Genomic DNA, 17317 nt, shown 5'->3' on the forward strand with positions numbered 1-17317 from the left:
GGCCCAATGGCCGACTAGCCCACTGCCCACTGCCCACTGGGCCACTGGCCCACTGGGCCACTGGCCCACTGGCCCACTGGCCCACTGGCGGACTGGCGGACTGGCGGACTGGCGGACTGGCGGACTGGCGGACTGGCGGACTGGCGGACTGGCGGACTGGCGGACTAGCCGACTAGCCCAGTGGCCCAGTGGCCCACTGGCCCCTAGGCTCGTCGGCCCGTAGACCTGTTGGCCCGAGGACCCGAAGACCCTCGGACCCTCAGGCCGCACACCCTCTAGCGGCCGCGAGTTGGCTCGATAAGCAGCGGAAATTTACGGCTTGGCGGGCGCTGCGTCGTCGGTGGCGGGCGCTGCGTTGTCGTCGCCAGCGGAAGCCGACGCTGCGTGCTTGTGTGCATGCTTGTGCGCGTGCTTATGCTTCTTCGCGTGATGGTGGGAAGCCGCGGGCTTCGCTTCATCGGCAGCGGCCGCGCTCGCGGCAACTGCCGCCGGAGCTGCGTGCGACGCTGCGGCTTGCGACACCGGCGCTGCGTGCACGGCCGCGGCTTGCGACGCGGAAGCCGCGGCGGGCGCAGCGCTCTGCGCGAACGCGGCGATGGAGAACAGGCCGGCGACGGCGGCGGCGATGAGTTGCTTGTTCATTGCGATGTGTTCCTTAACGTATGCATTGACTGACCGGTAAATGGTCGCGTGTTCAACGAGTACGAAAGGAAAGCGTTGACGTCATCGAACGGAACTCTGCATTCCTTGACGATTTGTGACGCCTTTGACCAACAGCAGGTCAAATGTGGTGCAATTTGAGTGCGGCGAAAACGCGTGGCCTGCGCGCGGCACGTGCAAGCGGCGCGGCCGTGGACGTTACTTTTCGCCGTCCAGTTCGGGCATCGGCGCGAACAGTGCGTCGATGTCGTCGTCGGAGAACTTGACGGCGCCGGCGGCGTCTTCGGAGAGAATGCTGTCCGCGAGGCTGGCCTTCTGCTCCTGCAATTCCACGATCTTTTCCTCGATGCTGCCCGCCGCTATCAGCTTGTAGACGAACACGGGCTTGTCCTGACCGAGGCGGTGCGCGCGGTCGGTGGCCTGGTTCTCGGCAGCCGGGTTCCACCAGGGATCGTAGTGAATCACGGTGTCGGCGGCAGTCAGATTCAGACCCACGCCGCCCGCTTTGAGGCTGATCAGGAACAACGGCACCTCGCCCTGCTGGAAGCGCTGCACAGGGGTGATCCGGTCCGCCGTGTCGCCAGTCAGGATCACGTACGCAATTGCAGCTTCGTCGAGCGCCTGCGCGATCAGCGACAACATGCCGGTGAACTGCGAAAAGAGCAGCACGCGGCGTCCTTCTTCTATGAGTTCTGGCAGCATCGAAAGCAGCAAATCGAGCTTGGCCGAACGCGTAGGTCGCGCGCCTTTCTCGGGCTTCTCGGGCTTGTCGGACACGCGCGAGAGCTTGCGCGGCGAGTCCTCGGGGGTTTTGTCGTTGGAGTTGGCGTGGGCGTGCGCCTGGACGTTGGCTTGGGCCTGGACGTCGGCTTGGGCGTTGGCGTCGGCCTCGTCGGCCTGGGCCAAGGCTTGGGCTCCCGCGTGGGTGTCGGCGTGCACTCCGGCTTGCCCCTGAGCTTCAGCCTCGGCCTCTGCCGCCCGCAGCGAGCGCACGAGACGCGGATCGCAACACACTTGCCGCAACTTCAACAGCGCATCGAGCACGATGATGTGGCTGCGCGCGAGCCCCTGCGCGCTCACCGCGGCGCGCACACGCTCCTGCATCGCCGTGCGCACGGTTTCGTACAGATCGCGCTGCGCGCCTTCCAGATCGACGGAACACACAATCGTCGTCTTGGCCGGCAGCTCTTTCGCGACTTCGTCCTTGCGACGCCGCAGCATGAATGGCCGGATGCGCCGCGCGAGCAGCGAGCGGCGCACGCCGTCGTGGTTTTTTTCGATCGGATTGCGCCAGCGGCGCGTGAAGTCCTTCTGCGAGCCGAGAAAGCCCGGCAGCAGAAAATCGAACTGCGACCACAGCTCGCCGAGATGATTCTCGAGCGGCGTGCCGGTCAGACACAAGCGGTGGCGCGCGCTCAACCCGCGGATCGCCTGCGCGGCTTTCGTGGTGGCGTTCTTTACGTACTGCGCCTCGTCGAGAATGAGCAGGTGATACTCGTGCCCGGCCAATACTTTCTGGTCGCGCCACAACAACGCGTAGGTGGTCAGAATCAGTTCGTGTTCGCCGATCTGCTCGAAGCGCTCCTTGCGCTGCGGACCGTTGAGCACCAGCACCTTCAACTCGGGTGCAAAGCGCCGCGCTTCCTCGCGCCAGTTGTGCACGAGCGTGGTCGGCACGACGATCAGCGCGGGCTTGTCAAGGCGCCCCGCTTCACGCTCGGCGAGAATGTGCGCGAGCGTCTGCACGGTCTTGCCGAGGCCCATGTCGTCGGCGAGCACGCCGGCCAGGCCCTGCTCGCGCAAATACTGCATCCAGTTCAAACCCTGCTGCTGGTATGCGCGCAGTTGCGCGCGCAACGCCGTGGGCACCGGCACGTCGCGCAAGCCCGGACCCGCCTGCAAGCGCGCGGCGAGCTGGCGGATCGAATCGTCGCCGCGAAACTGCCAGCGCCCGGTGTCGTTCAACGCTTCGAGGCGGCCTGCGTCGACGGACGGCACGCGCAGCGGCTCGCCTTCGGCGAGCGCGCCGCCAAGCGAATCGAACAGGTCGACCAGCACGCGCACCACTGGCTTGAGCCGGTCGGCGCGCAGCCGCAGCCGCTTGTTCTCTTCGGTTTTCAGCTCGATCGGCTCGTCGTCGGGAATCGCTTCGAGCGCGCCGCCAAGCCAGCGCCGGTCGCGGCGAAACAGATCTGCGAGCAGCGGCTCCAGCCGCACATTGCGCTCGCCGATGCGAATGCCCATTTCCAGATCGAACCAGCCGTCGCCCGCCTGATGCGCGGTGCCGTCGATCGCATCGATTTCGATGACGTTGTAGCGGAATTCCGGCGCCATCGTCACGCGCCAGCCCTTGCTGACGAGATCCGGCACGGCCTCGTTGACGAACACGGACCACGCCTCGTCATCGGGCAAGCCGAGCATCGTGTCGGGCAACAGGCGCGAAGCGAACACGCGGCTCGTGGGCACTTTCTGCAGGCCGGTCTTGCGCAGTTCGAGCAGGCGCTTTTTCTCGACCTCGTAGCGGCGCCGAATATGAAGGACCTCGCCGCCCGGCACCGGCACGAGCGTCACGCTGCTATCCACGTTGATGCTGACGCCGTCGTAGTCGAAGCTCACGCCGGCCAGTTCCACCGCCGGAGCAGCCGCGGCCCTGGTGGCCCTGGATGCCTTCTCGGCCCTGGTTGCCTTGCTTGTCCGGGCGGCAAACGGCAGCGCATGGCTGTTGAGCGTGAGCACAGGCACGGGCTCCACGTCGATCACGCGGATCGCCGACGCTTCGGGGGTGGGCGGCAACGGCAGGTCCGGCGCGACCTCGCGCAGCACCGACGCGACGAGCGGCGCTTCGGCAAGCGAGATGGGCGGCATGGCCAGATAGTCCGGCAATTGCTGGAACGGCAGCGACGAGCGGACGATCCCCGCCTCTCGCGCCACTCCGTCCACGTACCAGACGGGCTCGGTCGGCAGCACCATCGTGGCGCGCGGCTCCGTGCACAGAACCGGACGCAGCCGCTGGTCCGCAAGCGGCTCCCATTCGATGCGACCGGGCCGGTCCGCGGCACGCACGAGCGGCGTGGGCGCGTCGTCATGCGGCGCGACCTTGAAGTCGAAAAAGAGGCGCCCGGTCACGATGAGTTTTTGCAGCATCTCCGCGCCGTTCGTGCCGCGCAGAACGAATTGCCCGAAGTCTTCGCGCGCCCGGCCAAGCCACAGGCCGCGCAAAATGGACAAGTCTTCGTCGGACACGAACCTCGGCTGCTTGAGCAGCGCCGACTCGACATTGCCCCACGTCTCGCCGACTTCGACGATCCTGCCGTTAGCGTCGCAGCGCGCACGGTACAGCACGACTTCATGCCGCTTGTGGAAGTCGGACCAGTTCAGCCGATAGGCGAGCGTCTCGGTGCGCGCGGCCGTCGCCTTTTGCGCGGCGGCGTCGGCGGCCTCCGCGCGGGCGCGAAAGCGCTCCAGCCAGCTGACGAGTTCGGGGCGCACGCCCTGCTGCGTCTGCCGCGGGCCGAAGCTCTCCGGCGTGCCCGGCTCTGCCGTGGGTGCGCTGTCGTCGCGTTCGGCGTCGTCCACGCGGACGATATGGTCCATCTCGTCGTGATACTCGAGTTCGGCGAGCAGCAGCGCGGCCACGTGCTTGCAATTGCGGCCGACGGGGCAACTGCAGTCGCTCTGCGCCCACGGCGTGCCGCCGTCGGTGCGAAAGCGCACGCGTGTCCTGTAGGGCTCAGGCTCGCTGCCCTGCACGCGGCCCGTCAGCGTGGCTCCATGCCACTGCACGTTGCTGACGGGGCCCACCGCGCGCGCCTTGGCCACGGTGTGGTCTCCGAGCCAGTCTGCAATCCGTTCCCGATCGAAGAAAACTGACGACATCAGCGGGCATCCCCTTTCAAGCCGGCTAAGGCAAGCGGCACGGGAATCCGTGCGGCGGACGGCGCGCTGTCCACCGCTACGGACGCCCCGAGGCGTCGTTTGCCAGTGATAACCGGCCATTTTACGCGTTGGCGGGATTTGGCTGTGTGAGGCGGCGCTCGTCGGGCGGCGGGGTTTGGGGGCTTTGGGCTTTGGGCTTTGGGCTTTGGGCTTTGGGCTTTGGGCTTTGGGCTTTGCGGCTTTGCGGCTTGCGGCTTGCGGCTTGCGGCCTTCGCTTCGCGCCTTGTGCGGCGCGTCACGCACAAGCCGCGAGGCACGCTCAGTTCACGCCGCCAGCCGGCGCGCTTTGGCTTGCCACGCGGCTCGCAGCGGCCTCGGCGGCCAGCGCCTCCTTGTGTTGCTCGACCTGGTGTGCGAACACGGGGCTCACGTCGGGATACGACGCGTCGGTCACGTAATTGAGGCCGTTCTGCTCCGCCGTGATCAGCTCCTGGTAGACCTCGGCGCGCGTCTTGCCCTGCGCAAAAACATTCGACGATGCAGCCAGAACGACGACAGACAAGGCGGCAAAAGCGATCTTCTTCATGATGAACTCCGGTAAGTGATGTGCGGGTTTGCATCAGGGCGAACCACCCTTTTCCGGCTTTTATTCCTGTGCGAGGCTTCAGGAAAAAACATTTTTGCAGCGCGGAATAAAGTACAGCGCGAAGGGGTTTGCTCGCCGTCGCGCAACGCGTCGATCGCGCGGTGAACTACGATGAAGCACGGTCAGAAGTTTCGGCACGCCCGCCCGGCCGAGCGGAATAAAACGCGCGCGACAGTGTTTGCACTCCATAGCCGGATTTCGACCGGAGATCTTTCATCATGAAACCAACCGACGCCCCTGCCGATTCGCCGCTTTCCGAAGCCGACATTCAGGCCTACGCCGACGGCACCTTGTCGCCTGCGCGCGCCTCGTTCCTGCGCGACTACCTGATGCGCGATCCCGCCGAAGCCCGCCGCGTGGCCTTCTACGGCAAGCTGAACGAGCAGATTCAGCGCTCCTTTCAGACGACCGACGAACCCGCGCCGAGCGCCTTCGACGGCGGGCGCAATGCGCCGGGCCGCCGGGGTCCGAGCGTCGCCAGGTCGCCCCTGCGCAGGACATGGCGCGCGTTGCTTGCGCTCGTCATTGCGTGCGTTGCGCTGGGCGGCTGGCTTGCGGCCACGCAGGTCACACAGCAGGCGCTCAACAATGCGGCGGTAATGGTGCTGGCTGAAACCGCCGCCGCGCCCTATCCCGCCGCCACGCCAACGCGCCGGGAGCCGTCCGCGCCGAACCTGGAGGCGATCGGGCTGCGGCTCGTCGATGAGCGCGTGCTGTCGCTCGGCCTGTTGCAGCGCGCGACCGGCTTTGTCTATTTGAACCGCGACGGCCAACCCGTGGTGGTGCTGTCCACTCTCGCCCTGCTCGCGCCCGCACAGCCGCAATGGTCCGCGCGCCGCATAGGCGACGTGCGCCTGCTTACATGGACAGACCAGCGCCAGCGCTTCGTGGTCGCCGGCAATGCGCGCACGCATGGCCTGATGCGTGCCGCCGACGTCATGACCATGCAATGACGTGTGCGCGGCAAGACATGCGCGTGGCATGCCCCTTCAACAGCGTGGGAATAGAATCCCCTCACGCGTGTTTGCACTATCAACGCGAGCGGCGCCCGGACGAGGCGCCGCCGTTCACTGTTCACGAGAGGCCCCATGATCGGGATGAAGAATGGATGTTCGTGACGAGTTAATGGAGCACGTGCCGCGGCTGCGGCGCTACGCGCGGGCGCTGATCAACAATCGCGACCTCGCGGACGATCTGGTGCAGGACACGCTGGAGCGCGCGCTCGGCCGCACCGGCATGTTCGAGCCCGGCACCGACCTGCGCGCGTGGCTGTTCACGATCATGCACAACGTGTTCGCCAATCAGGCGCGCAAGGCGTCGTCGCGCGCGGTCCACGTGGCCGTCGACGACGAAAGCGTCCACGAAAGCGAATTCGCGGTGCCGGCGCAACAGGTGCGTTCGCTCGAAATGCGCGATCTGGACTACGCGTTGCAGCGTCTGCCGCTCGAGCAACGCGAAGTGGTGCTGCTGGTCGGCCTCGAGGAAATGAGCTACGCCGACGTCGCGCTCGCGCTGAACGTTCCCATCGGCACGGTCATGTCGCGGCTTTCGCGCGGACGCGAACGGCTGCGGGCGTTGATGGCGGGCAGCCAGCCCGGTGCGAAATTACAGGTGGTGCGATGAGCGACCAACATATGCCGATCACTGAAGAAGAGTTGCACGCGTACGTGGACGGCACGCTGTCCGACGAACGGCGCGCCGAAGTGGAGCGCGCGCTCGAGCAGAACCCCGAACTGGCTGCGCGGATCAGCGACTATTTCTCGCTGAACAGCCTGCTCCATGAGCGCTACGACCGCGTGCTGAACGAACCGGTGCCCAAGCGCCTGCAGCCGGCCGCGCCGCGCCGTTCGCGGGTTGCCGCGAACTGGCCGCAATTTGCGGGCATGGCGGCGGCGCTGGTGCTGGGCATTGGTATCGGATTCGGCACGCACATGGGGCAGGACGCGATGCCGACCATGGCCGGTTCGGCCAACACGCGCCCGGTTAGCGCGGACAGCTCCGAGATGCTCGCGCATCAGGCTGCGGTGGCGCACGTGGTTTACATGCCGGCCGTGGACCGGCCCACCGACATGAGTGTCGATCACGAGCAGGATTTCGTGCAGTGGCTCGCGAATCGCCTCGGCACCAACGTGCACCCGCCGATGCTGGCAAGGCAAGGCTTTGCCCTCTCCGGTGGACGCCTGCTGCCGGGTCCGGACGGCCAGACGGCGCAATTCATGTATCGCGGCCCCAACGGCGAACGCGTGACGCTGTGCATCTCGCGCCGTCAGGTGAATTCGAACACCACCGCGTTCAAGCTGTATCAGGACGGACCCGTCAACGTGTTCTACTGGGTCGATGGCGACTTCGGCTATGCGGTGTCGGGCGGTATAGACCGCAAGCTGTTGCTGCAACTCTCGCATGACGTGTATTCGCAACTGACCAGTGCGGCGCCGCCCGGCTGATGTCCACCACGAGCCGCGCGCCTCAGCGTGCGGCAGACTGGATCAGTTGGCGCGGCGTCACGCCGAGCAGGCGTCCCATCCAGTGCGCCATGTGACTCTGGTGCGCGAAGCCGGCCTCGAGCGCGACCTGGCTCGCGGAGAGCCGGCCCTGCAGCAATAGCGTGCGGGCCCGTTCGACGCGCCGCTGCACCACGTACTGATGCACGGGCACGCCGAGCGTCGCGCGAAACAGCACCTTGAAATGCGGCACGCTCAGATCGGCCAGTGCGGCCAGTTCGCTTAGCGTGAGGCGGCGCTCCAGATGTGCCTCGATGAACTCGGTCACGCGTGCCGCCGTTCGCGGCGCGAGCGTGCGCCGCTTTTCATCGAGCGAGGGCGCGCCGCCTATCAGACGCACCACCATTGCCGTGCAGAGACTCTCCGCGTAGAGCGGATCGGACGCGTCGTCCGCCTCCAGTTCGGCACGCAATGCCCACGCCAGGTGCGTAAAGCGCGGATCACGCAGCTGGAATTGCGGACGGATCTGCGAGGCGCCTGCCTTCAATGCGAGTTGTTCCGCTGTTCTGCGCGCGAATTCTTCGCCGATCCATACGCTGAAGATGGTGCAGGCGGATTCGTCGCTCCACTGTCCGTCGAGCCCTGCGGGTATCACATCCGCGTCGCCGTGCGCCTGAATGCGCGAGTGCGGCTTCTCGTTGCAGAGACAGCGCGCCCGCACCGGGCTGCCCACATGCACGCCCACGCGATGATGCCTGTACGCCGGCAGCCGGTGCATGCCGGCCGACACATTGACCAGCTCCGCGCCGAAGCCCTGCCAGCCGAGCGTTTTGCTCGTGCGTAAAGCGATGCGCGAGCCGCTGTGTGCCGGTGGGAGCGGTGCGTGGGTCAGTGCGTGGGTCGGACTGGCGGCGGGTGTGACGGCGCTCATGGTTGCCTCGCGAATGGCGATCTGTCTGCGCGCATTGTGCCGGGTTTTTGGCAGCCGCGCTTTGGGGCTGGGGCTTCGGGCGTGGGGCTTGCGTGCTTTCGGCGCTTTCGCGGCTCGCCAAGCCGTCTGCGCTCGTTTCTGGCCGCGCGGACACTCGCGTGGCCCGCTCCTTGCCGCCAGCGCAAAGCAGCAACCGCGCGCAATCGATCATCCGAATCTGCTCATCTTCATCTTCACGTGCGCGTTTTGCGTGGCAGCCGTCTCTATGATCCGTCCATGACGATCCAATAAGGGACCTTACGTGTTCGTGATCTTTGGAGCAAACGGCAATGTAGGCAAAGCATCCGCCACCGCATTGCGGCGCGCCAGGCACGACGTGCGTGCCGTGCTTCGCAGTGCCGCGCACGCCGCGCCGCTCGCGGAAATCGGCTGCGACATCGCGATTGCCGATCTGCGCGACCGCACGGCAATGGCACGCGCTCTCGATGGCGCACGGGCGGTGCAGATACTGTGTCCGGTGCCGCGCGATCATGCCGACCCGGCGCGCGAAATGCGCAGCACGATCGACGCGAGCGTCGACGCATTGCGGGCAAACCTGCCTGAACACGTGCTCGCGCTGTCGGATTACGGCGCCGAGCATGCGAGCGGCACCGGCATCACCACGCTGTTCCACTATCTGGAGACACGCGTCGGCACGCTCGACACCCAGCTCACGTTCCTGCGTGCCGCCGAGCACATGCACAACTGGGCACGCGTGCTGCCCGTTGCTTTGTCCACCGGCGCGCTGCCGAGTCTTCATCATCCGCTCGATAAGCGCTTTCCTACTGTCGCCGCGCAAGACGTCGGCGCATTGGCCGCTCACTTGCTGCTGGACGCGAAACCGCCACAGCATGCGCCGCGCGTGGTGAGCATCGAAAGCGAAGAGCGCGTGAGCGTTGTCGATGTCGCACGCACCATCGGCGAACTCGCGGGCCGCGCGATCACGGCGCAGGCGGTGCCGCGCGAGCAATGGGCGGCCATGCTCGAGCGTGCCGGTCTTGGCGAGGCACACGCGCGGCTCATCATCGATCTATACGACGCTCATAACGCTGGCCGCATCGACGTCGAGGCCAACGTCAGCGAGCGCCGTACGGGTCCGACGACCCTGGCGCAGGCATTAGCGGTGCTCGTGCGAGGTGGGGCAAATCGGGCAGATCGGGCAAATGGGGCAAATCGGGCAAGTGGCCAGCCAGGAGCTCATCAATGAGGAGGATCGCGATGACGAGCTGTGTGCTGCGGTATCAGACGAAAGCCGTGCGCGTGAATCTGCGCGGCCTGCTGGCGCTCGCACTAACGCTGGCGGGACTGTTCGGCTGGCGCGCGCTGCGCGATCTTCTTAACGCGATTCCCGACAGCAACGAAGACTTCGGCTTGTTCTAAGCGGTGGGCTCGCACAGCGCGCGGGCAGGCGTGCCCGAACGACGCGGCGTCAACGACACCGCGCGTTGACCACCCAGCCTAGATGCAGTGGCTGGGACGGTCCGCCTTTAGTGCAGCGATGTAGCAACGTGGCCGGTTCCGCCATCCTTCGTAGCCGAAGGCATCCAGCAGGGCGACGTACCCCGCGGCAGTACAGCTCGGCATGGCCCATGCCGTTCATGAAGGCACGCTCAGTGCGGCTTGCACCGGAGCCGAACCACTGCTGTTGCTGTGCCTACGCCTGCGGCTCCGCCTGTGGCGACAGTAACGACGAAGCCAGCAGCGCGCGCGTGTACGGATGTGACGGTGCATGCAAAACCTCGAGCGTGTCGCCGGTCTCGACGACGCGCCCCGCCTTCATCACGATCACGCGGTGAGCGACGGCCCGCATCACGGCAAGATCGTGCGTGATAAGCAGGTAGCTCAGCTTGCGCGTCTTCTGCAGATGTACCAGCAATGCCAGCACTTGCTGCTGAATGGAAACGTCGAGCGCGCTCGTCGGTTCGTCCAGCACCAGCAGTTCCGGCTCCACCGCGAGCGCGCGAGCAATCGCAATCCGTTGACGTTGGCCACCGGAGAACTCGTGCGGATAGCGCGGCATCGCATCCGCGGGCAGCCCCACTTCCTCCAGTAACGCGGCAACGCGCACGCGTCGGGCCTCCGCACCCATTTCAGGCCGATGCATGACAAGGCCCTCGCCGACAATCTGTTCGACCGTCATGCGGGGCGAGAGCGAGCCGAACGGGTCCTGAAACACCACCTGCATGCGCGAGTACAACGCCCGCCGCGACCGCGCGGTCGTCAGCAGCGATAACGGCATGCCGTCGATATGCACGTGGCCCGAGGCCGGACGCTGCAAGCCGAGCACGGTAGCCGCGAGCGTCGACTTCCCCGAACCCGATTCGCCGGCAATGCCGAGCGTCTCCCCGCGCCGCAAGCTGAAATCGACATCGTGCACCGCGCGAAAGGTCGAGCGGCCAAATAGCGAGCGCCAGCCCTTGGCGGAGGTGCTGTAATCGACACTGAGCCCCTGGACGTCGAGCACACGGCGCGCGCCTTTTTCGAGCGGAGCAATGGAGCGGCGCGGTTCGCTGTCGAGCAGACGCTGCGTGTACGGGTGCCGCGGGTCGGCGAACAACGCCTCTGTCGTATTCGTTTCGACGAGCACGCCCTTTTCCATGACGGCGACGCGCTGCGCGAAACGCCTCACGAGATTCAGATCGTGCGTGATGAGCAGCACGGCCATGCCGCGCTCGGCGGCCTCCTGCTCCTGAAGCGCTATCAGCAGATCGACAATCTGCTGGCGCACCGTGACGTCGAGCGCGGTCGTCGGTTCGTCGGCGAGAAGCAGGCGCGGACGGCACGCGAGCGCCATCGCGATCATCGCGCGTTGACGCTGGCCGCCTGACAACTGGTGCGGAAAACTGTCGATACGCCGCTCCGGCTCGGCAATGCCCGTGCGCCTGAGCAGCTCGATGCCGCGCGCGCGCGCCGCTTCGGGCCGCCCGCCCTCGTGCAGACGCACGCTTTCGGCGATCTGCTTGCCGATCGTGAAAAGCGGATTGAGCGCGGTCATCGGCTCCTGAAAGACCATCGCTACGTCCGCGCCGCGCAGGCCGCGCATCTCCTGCTCGGTTTTTGCGAGCAGGTCTTCGCCGTCGAGCAGAATCCGCCCGCTCAAGCGCGCATGATCGACCAGCCGCAAAATGGACAACGCCGTGACGCTCTTGCCCGAGCCCGATTCGCCGACCAGCGCGACCCGCTCGCCGCGCGCAATGGAAAGGCTCAGATCGCGCACCGCGAAGCGGTCGCCGAAGCGCACGGAAAACCCCTCGATCTGGAGCAAGGGCCGCTCGATGGGCGCGCGGTTCATCGCGGCGCTCCACCGAAAGCGGAACCGCGCGAGCGGGTGTCGAGCGCATTACGCAGTGCGTCGCCAATAAACGTCAGCAGCAACAGCGTGACGACGAGCGCGGCAAACGCGGAGACCGATATCCACCAGGCGTCGAGATTGTTCTTGCCTTCCTGCAACAGCTCGCCGAGGCTCGGCGTCGGCGGCGGCACACCGAGGCCGAGAAAATCGAGGCTGGTGAGCGAGAGGATCGCGGCGCTCATGCGAAACGGCAGGAACGTGATGACCGGCGTGAGGCTGTTCGGCAGCACATGGCGCCAGATGATCTGCCAGTTCGACAGCCCCAGGGTGCGGGCGGCCTTGACGTAGTCGAGCGAACGGTTGCGCAGAAACTCCGCGCGCACGTAGTCGGACAGCACGAGCCAGCCGAACATGGACAAAAGAATGAATAGCAGCCACAGCGTCGGCTCGAAGATCGACGCGAAGATAATGAGCAGATACAGGTCCGGCATCGAGCTCCATATTTCGATCAGGCGCTGCCCGAACAGGTCGGTGCGTCCGCCGTAGAAGCCCTGAACGGCGCCCGCGGCCACGCCGATCAGCACGCCCGACACCGTCAACGCGAGCGCCATGCATACCGACAGCCTGAAGCCGTACAGCAGCCGCGCGAGCACGTCGCGGCCGTATTGATCGGTGCCCAGCCAGTTCGACGAAGTGGGCGGCGCCGGATACGGATGCACCGCGAAATAGTCGATGGTGTCGTAGTGGAAGCGATTGGGCGGATAGATCGCGAAGTTGCCGTTCGACTCGAGCCGCGAGCGGATATAAGGATCGAGGTAATTCGCACGCGCCGGAAAATCGCCGCCGAAGAGCGTCTCCGGATAATCCTTCACGATCGGAAAATAGTAGTGCCCGTCGTAACGCACGATGAGCGGCCGGTCGTTCGACAGTACCTCGCCGAGCAGGCTCAGTGCGAACAGCGACGCGAAGATCACGAGGCTCCAGTAGCCGGGCCGCTGCCGCCGAAAGCGCAGCCACGTGCGCCGCCACGGGGACGGCACCGCCTGGCGCATTGCGCCGGATACTTCATCGGTCCAGCCGGTTGAACTGGATGCGCGGGTCGACGAGGACATAGCAGACGTCAGCAATGAGTTTGGTTACGAGAGCGATCAGCGTGAAAAGGAACAGCGAGCCGAGCACGACCGGATAATCGCGGCGAATGACGGAGTCGTATGAAAGCTGACCCATGCCGTCGAGGGAGAACAGGGTTTCGATCAGCAGATTGCCGTTCAGGAACGCGCCGACGAACGCCGCCGGCAAACCTGTCAGCAGCGGAATGGCGGCGTTGCGCAGCACGTGCTTCCACAGCACGTCGCGCTCGGCCGCGCCCTTTGCGCGAGCCGTCAGCACGTACTGCCGGCCGATTTCCTCGAGAAAGGTGTTCTTGGTGAGAATCGTGACGATCGCGAAGTTGCCGACCACCGAGGCCGTTACCGGCAGCACGATGTGCCACAGGTAGTCCAGCAGCTTGCCGGGCACGCTCAGCTCCGCGAAGTTGTCCGACGTGAGGCCACGCATCGGGAACACCTGCCAGAAGGTGCCGCCACCAAACAGCATCAGCAGCAGCACGCCAAGCACGAAGCCGGGTATCGCATAACCCGCGAGCACCAGCACGCTCGTCGCGGTGTCGAAGCGCGAACCGTTGCGTACCGCCTTCGCAATGCCGAGCGGCACGGACACCAGATACGTCAGCAGTACCGTCCATAGCCCGAGAGTGATCGACACGGGCAGCTTCGAGCAGATCACGTCCCACACTCGCGCGTGCTGGTAATACGACTGCCCGAGATCGAAGCGCGCATAGTGTTCGAGCATCAGAACGTAGCGCTCGAGCGGCGGCTTGTCGAAGCCGAACTGCTTTTTGATCTGCTCGATCTGCTGCGGATCGACACCCTGGCTGCCGTGGTAACCGCCGCCGCCCGCCCCCGCCTCTCCGCCACGGCCAGCGCCGTGGCGGAGTTGCGTCATCACCTGCTCGACCGGCCCACCCGGCACGAACTGCGTAACGACGAACGTCAGCGTGACGACGCCGAGCAACGTCGGCACCATCAACAGCAATCTTCTGAGAATGTAGGCAAGCATGCTGCTCCTCGAAGGCTAGTGAGCCGGGGCCGCGGGCACAGACGCAGACGCAGGCGCGCTGCCGGCTGGCCGCCTGGCGAACCAGTAACTGATCACCCAGTCTTCGTATCCGTACGACGCCGGCAAGATCTTTGGAAATCCAAGCGTCGTCTTGTAGCCGATGCGCGCGCCCGGTGCGTGGTACTCCGGCACGAGGTAATACGAGTTGATCAGCACGCGATCGAGCGCGCGGGTCGCTGCCTGCAGATCGTCCAGAGTGGTCGCGGCGAGCGCCGCGCGAATCAGCGAGTCCACCGCGGGCGAGCGGATGCCGGGGTAATTTTCCGAGCCCACCTGCGAGGCCGCCGCGCTGCCAAAGCGCCGCTCGAGTTCCACGCCCGGAATCGTCACGGGTGCATAGATATACGTGGTCATATCGAACTCGAAGTTGTCGATCCGCTTCTGATACAACGCACTGTCGATCTGGCGCAAATGCGCGTCTATGCCGAGGTTCGCGAGCGCCTGCATGTACGGCAGGATCAGACGGTCCATGCCTGGCTGGTCGTCGATGATCTCGATTCGCATCGGCAAGCCGTTCGCGTCGCGCAGCGCGCCGTCGCGGTATCGCCAGCCGGCTTGCGCGAGCAGGTCGCGGGCCACGCGCAGATTGCCGCGCAGTGAATTGGGCGGCAGCGTATTGGGCGGCTGCACCATCGGGCCGAACACTTCGGGCGGCAGACTCGCACGGTACGGCGCGAGCAGCGCGAGTTCCTTCGGCCCCGGCATGCCGGTCGCGCCGAACGGACTCGCGTCGAAATAGCTTTTGGTGCGCCTGTACTGGCCATAGAACATCATCCGGTTCATCCAGTCGTAGTCGAACGCCAGCGTCAAAGCATGGCGCACACGCACGTCCTGGAACATCGGCTTGCGAAGGTTCATCAGCATGCCCTGCATCTGCGCGGGGCCGTCCGCAAAGGTGCCTTTCGCCAGCGAGCCGTTCTGGAAGTTCTTGCCGACATACTTGCGCGCCCACTGCGTTGCGCTGTATTCGACGATCGCGTCGGCGTCGCCCGCCTTGAACGCTTCGAGCTGGGTGTAGTGGTCGCGATACAGCTTGAAGGTGATGTGCGCGAAACGGTACATGCCGCGCCTCGACGGCAGGTCCGCGGCCCAATATGCCGGATTGCGCCTGTAAGTGATTTCCTTGTCGTTCTTGCGCGATTCGACGAGGTACGGGCCGCTCGATACCGGCGCCTCGTTCGCGATCTGGTCGAACGGCGCCCGCTTGCCGTCGGCGCGCATTCCCCACTTCGGCGAGAACACCGGCAAGTCGCCTGCGATCAGCGGCGCATCGCGCTCGGCGCGTTTGAAGTCGAAGCGCACCGTTGCCCGGTCGAGCACGACCGCCCGCCGGATCACCGCGAACTGCGCGTTGAAGACGGGCGACGCACGCGGGCTCGTCAACGTGTCGAACGAATACTTGACGTCGGCGGCGGTAATCGGATCACCGTTGGAAAAGCGCGCGGCCGGATTGATGTGAAACGTCGCCGAAGAAAAGTCCGGCGCCACCTCCACGTCGTCCGCGATCAGCGGATACTCGGATGCGAGTTCGTCCCAGCTTCGCTGCATCAGCGTGTCGAACATCAGATGCTGCACGTCCGGCGCGGGCGCGCCGCGCACGAGGAACGGATTCATCGAATCGTAGCTTTGCAATTCGTTGTAGTTCTGGAAGCTGAGCTTGCCGTCCGTTGGTGCGGTGGGATCCGCGTAGTCGAAATGCGTGAAATTCGCGGGATATTTCGGTTCGCCGTATTGCGCCAGTGACGGCTTCGCGTGCACACCTGCGCACAGCGCGGCCAACGCGAGGCTCAGGCCGGTGGCGCGCGCCCACGAAAAGGCCGCGCCGCGGCCGCGTCGCATCGTGAACATGCATGCGCGCGCGAGCACGAACGCCGATGCAAGCACGCGCGGGAGCATGCGCCGCGCGCGGGGCCGGCGAAACTTCACAAGTCTCATGGTTCAGGAATACCCAAGGTCGCGCGCCGGTTGCAAGCCGGCGCGCGGTACGTCGAACCGGTGCGACGATGACCGCGGTCACCGCGCGCGCCGCTGCTTCCGCTGCTTGCGCTGCTTCAATACGCGCGCGTCATTCGTCGTCGTCGGCAGGCGTGGTCTTGAATGAGAACGCCACTTCGCCGACGTACGGCTCGGCATTCTTCTCGCACCGGTATGCCTTCGCCGCGGTCACGACCGCCTCGTTGAACACCGCGGTCGGCGGCGTCACACGCACGATCTTGACGTCGCTCACGCTGCCGTCCGTGCCGATCGACAGATGCGCGATGACGGTGGCCGAGATTCCTTCCTGTAACGCGCGGCGCGGGATTTGCGGCTGCACGGCCTGGCAGTGCCCGCGTCCGTCGACCACGCCGTGCAACGCCGGCGGCGCCGCGGGCACGGGCGGCGCGGCGGGCGCCGTGGCGGGACCGGGCGTCGCGTTCGCGGTGGCGAGCGCCGGCGCATTCGGGCTCGGATTCGCAGCGGGCGCGATATTGGCGGGCTTGGGCGTGGCCGACGGCATTGCCGGCGGAGGCTTCTGCACCGGCAACGGTCTGGGTTGCGGCTTGGGTTGCGGCTTCACCGGCGTAGGCGCGGGCGGCGGTTCGAGCTTCTTTACCTCAGGCGGCGGAGGCGGCGGCGGCGGCGCCATCGTCACTTCCATGATCTTGCGCGGGGGCGGCGGCTCCTGTTTGAAACTCACCTGCGAGAGCCCGGCGACGATCAGCAGTTCGACGACGAGCGCAATACCCACCGCGGTCTTCATGGACATGCGGCCATGCTGGGCCGGATGGGACGACGCCCAGAGAGCGCCGTTCAGACGGCTTTGCGGGTCTGTCATATCGAGTACCGGAGAGCTCATGTCGTCGGATTGGTGGCGAGGGCAACCGAGCTGATGCCCGCTGCACGCACCAGGTCCATTACCTTGACGATGTTCTTGTAGCTCGTGCCCTCGTCGCCTGCGATCGCCACGTCGACCTTCTTCGAGTCATGCACGAGCCCTTGCAGATGGGCGGTGAGTTCGGACGGCGTCACCGGCTTCGCGTCGAGATAAATCTCGTCGGTCTTCGTGACGCCGATCGACACCTTCACCGTCTGCTGCAACTGCTCGGCCGTGCTCGATTGCGGCAGGTCGAGCTTGATGCCCGCGCCCTGGATCATCTTCAGCGTGGCGAGCATGAAGAACACCAGCAGGAACATCATGATGTCGATCATCGGAATGATCTCGATCCGCGCTTTTTCCTCTGCGCCCAGGTAATGGCTGCGATGGTTACGCATGA

The 17317-nt window shown here is 65.7% G+C and carries 15 protein-coding genes; 5 read left to right on the plus strand and 10 right to left on the minus strand.

All coding sequences use genetic code 11. The features are described 5' to 3' along the window. Positions 1-312 precede the first annotated feature (312 nt). The 3 genes from JNB89_RS12975 to JNB89_RS12985 all read right to left on the minus strand — a co-directional run bounded on the left by JNB89_RS12975 (position 313) and on the right by JNB89_RS12985 (position 5122). Positions 313-642: a hypothetical protein gene (locus JNB89_RS12975; protein ID WP_220362425.1), complete on the minus strand. Its 330-nt coding sequence runs from the start codon at positions 640-642 to the stop codon at positions 313-315. A gap of 216 nt (positions 643-858) precedes the next feature. Then, the gene (locus tag JNB89_RS12980; protein WP_220362426.1) at positions 859-4536 is read right to left on the minus strand and encodes a DEAD/DEAH box helicase; all 3678 of its coding nucleotides are present in this window, start codon (positions 4534-4536) and stop codon (positions 859-861) included. A 319-nt stretch (positions 4537-4855) separates the two neighbouring features. Further along, complete coding sequence (locus JNB89_RS12985) at positions 4856-5122, minus strand: DUF4148 domain-containing protein (protein WP_013343258.1); 267 nt, start codon at positions 5120-5122, stop codon at positions 4856-4858. 278 nt (positions 5123-5400) lie between these two features. On the opposite strand from JNB89_RS12985, the gene JNB89_RS12990 reads away from it, so the two are divergent. The 3 genes from JNB89_RS12990 to JNB89_RS13000 all read left to right on the plus strand — a co-directional run bounded on the left by JNB89_RS12990 (position 5401) and on the right by JNB89_RS13000 (position 7626). Then, on the plus strand, positions 5401-6135 hold the full coding sequence (locus JNB89_RS12990) for an anti-sigma factor family protein (protein WP_013343257.1): 735 nt from the start codon (positions 5401-5403) through the stop codon (positions 6133-6135). A gap of 151 nt (positions 6136-6286) precedes the next feature. Continuing rightward, entirely contained in the window at positions 6287-6805 is a 519-nt protein-coding gene (locus JNB89_RS12995; RefSeq protein ID WP_013343256.1) for a sigma-70 family RNA polymerase sigma factor, read from the plus strand. Then, a complete protein-coding gene (locus tag JNB89_RS13000; RefSeq protein ID WP_220362427.1) occupies positions 6802-7626 on the plus strand; it encodes an anti-sigma factor family protein in 825 nt (274 codons plus the stop codon). The genes JNB89_RS12995 and JNB89_RS13000 overlap by 4 nt, the downstream gene beginning before the upstream one ends. Positions 7627-7648: 22 nt before the next feature. Here JNB89_RS13000 and JNB89_RS13005 read toward each other — a convergent pair whose 3' ends face one another. Next, positions 7649-8554: an AraC family transcriptional regulator gene (locus JNB89_RS13005; protein ID WP_220362428.1), complete on the minus strand. Its 906-nt coding sequence runs from the start codon at positions 8552-8554 to the stop codon at positions 7649-7651. 301 nt (positions 8555-8855) lie between these two features. On the opposite strand from JNB89_RS13005, the gene JNB89_RS13010 reads away from it, so the two are divergent. Next, positions 8856-9800, plus strand: coding sequence for an NAD(P)H-binding protein (locus JNB89_RS13010; protein WP_220362429.1), 945 nt, complete (start codon positions 8856-8858; stop codon positions 9798-9800). Then, positions 9797-9973, plus strand: a complete 177-nt coding sequence (locus tag JNB89_RS13015; RefSeq protein ID WP_220362560.1) for a hypothetical protein — start codon at positions 9797-9799, stop codon at positions 9971-9973. The genes JNB89_RS13010 and JNB89_RS13015 overlap by 4 nt, the downstream gene beginning before the upstream one ends. A gap of 274 nt (positions 9974-10247) precedes the next feature. Here the strand turns inward: JNB89_RS13015 and JNB89_RS13020 are convergent, their stop codons facing one another. From JNB89_RS13020 to JNB89_RS13045, 6 genes are all read right to left on the minus strand, one after another. Next, positions 10248-11885 carry an ABC transporter ATP-binding protein gene (locus JNB89_RS13020; RefSeq protein WP_220362430.1) on the minus strand — a complete coding sequence of 546 codons (1638 nt, stop codon included), beginning with the start codon at positions 11883-11885 and terminating at the stop codon, positions 10248-10250. After that, positions 11882-12997: an ABC transporter permease gene (locus tag JNB89_RS13025; protein WP_220362431.1), complete on the minus strand. Its 1116-nt coding sequence runs from the start codon at positions 12995-12997 to the stop codon at positions 11882-11884. The genes JNB89_RS13020 and JNB89_RS13025 overlap by 4 nt, the downstream gene beginning before the upstream one ends. Then, complete coding sequence (locus JNB89_RS13030) at positions 12951-14003, minus strand: microcin C ABC transporter permease YejB (protein ID WP_220362432.1); 1053 nt, start codon at positions 14001-14003, stop codon at positions 12951-12953. Before JNB89_RS13030 ends, JNB89_RS13025 begins: the two co-directional genes overlap by 47 nt. A 15-nt stretch (positions 14004-14018) precedes the next feature. Then, entirely contained in the window at positions 14019-15959 is a 1941-nt protein-coding gene (locus JNB89_RS13035; protein ID WP_431026588.1) for an extracellular solute-binding protein, read from the minus strand. A 169-nt stretch (positions 15960-16128) separates the two neighbouring features. After that, on the minus strand, positions 16129-16899 hold the full coding sequence (locus tag JNB89_RS13040) for an energy transducer TonB (RefSeq protein ID WP_220362433.1): 771 nt from the start codon (positions 16897-16899) through the stop codon (positions 16129-16131). Beyond that, on the minus strand, positions 16896-17315 hold the full coding sequence (locus tag JNB89_RS13045; RefSeq protein WP_013343246.1) for an ExbD/TolR family protein: 420 nt from the start codon (positions 17313-17315) through the stop codon (positions 16896-16898). Before JNB89_RS13045 ends, JNB89_RS13040 begins: the two co-directional genes overlap by 4 nt. Between the last annotated feature and the right edge of the window lie 2 nt (positions 17316-17317).

Origin of the sequence: Paraburkholderia phenoliruptrix (assembly GCF_019511605.1) — a bacterium.
GTDB lineage: Bacteria > Pseudomonadota > Gammaproteobacteria > Burkholderiales > Burkholderiaceae > Paraburkholderia > Paraburkholderia phenoliruptrix_A.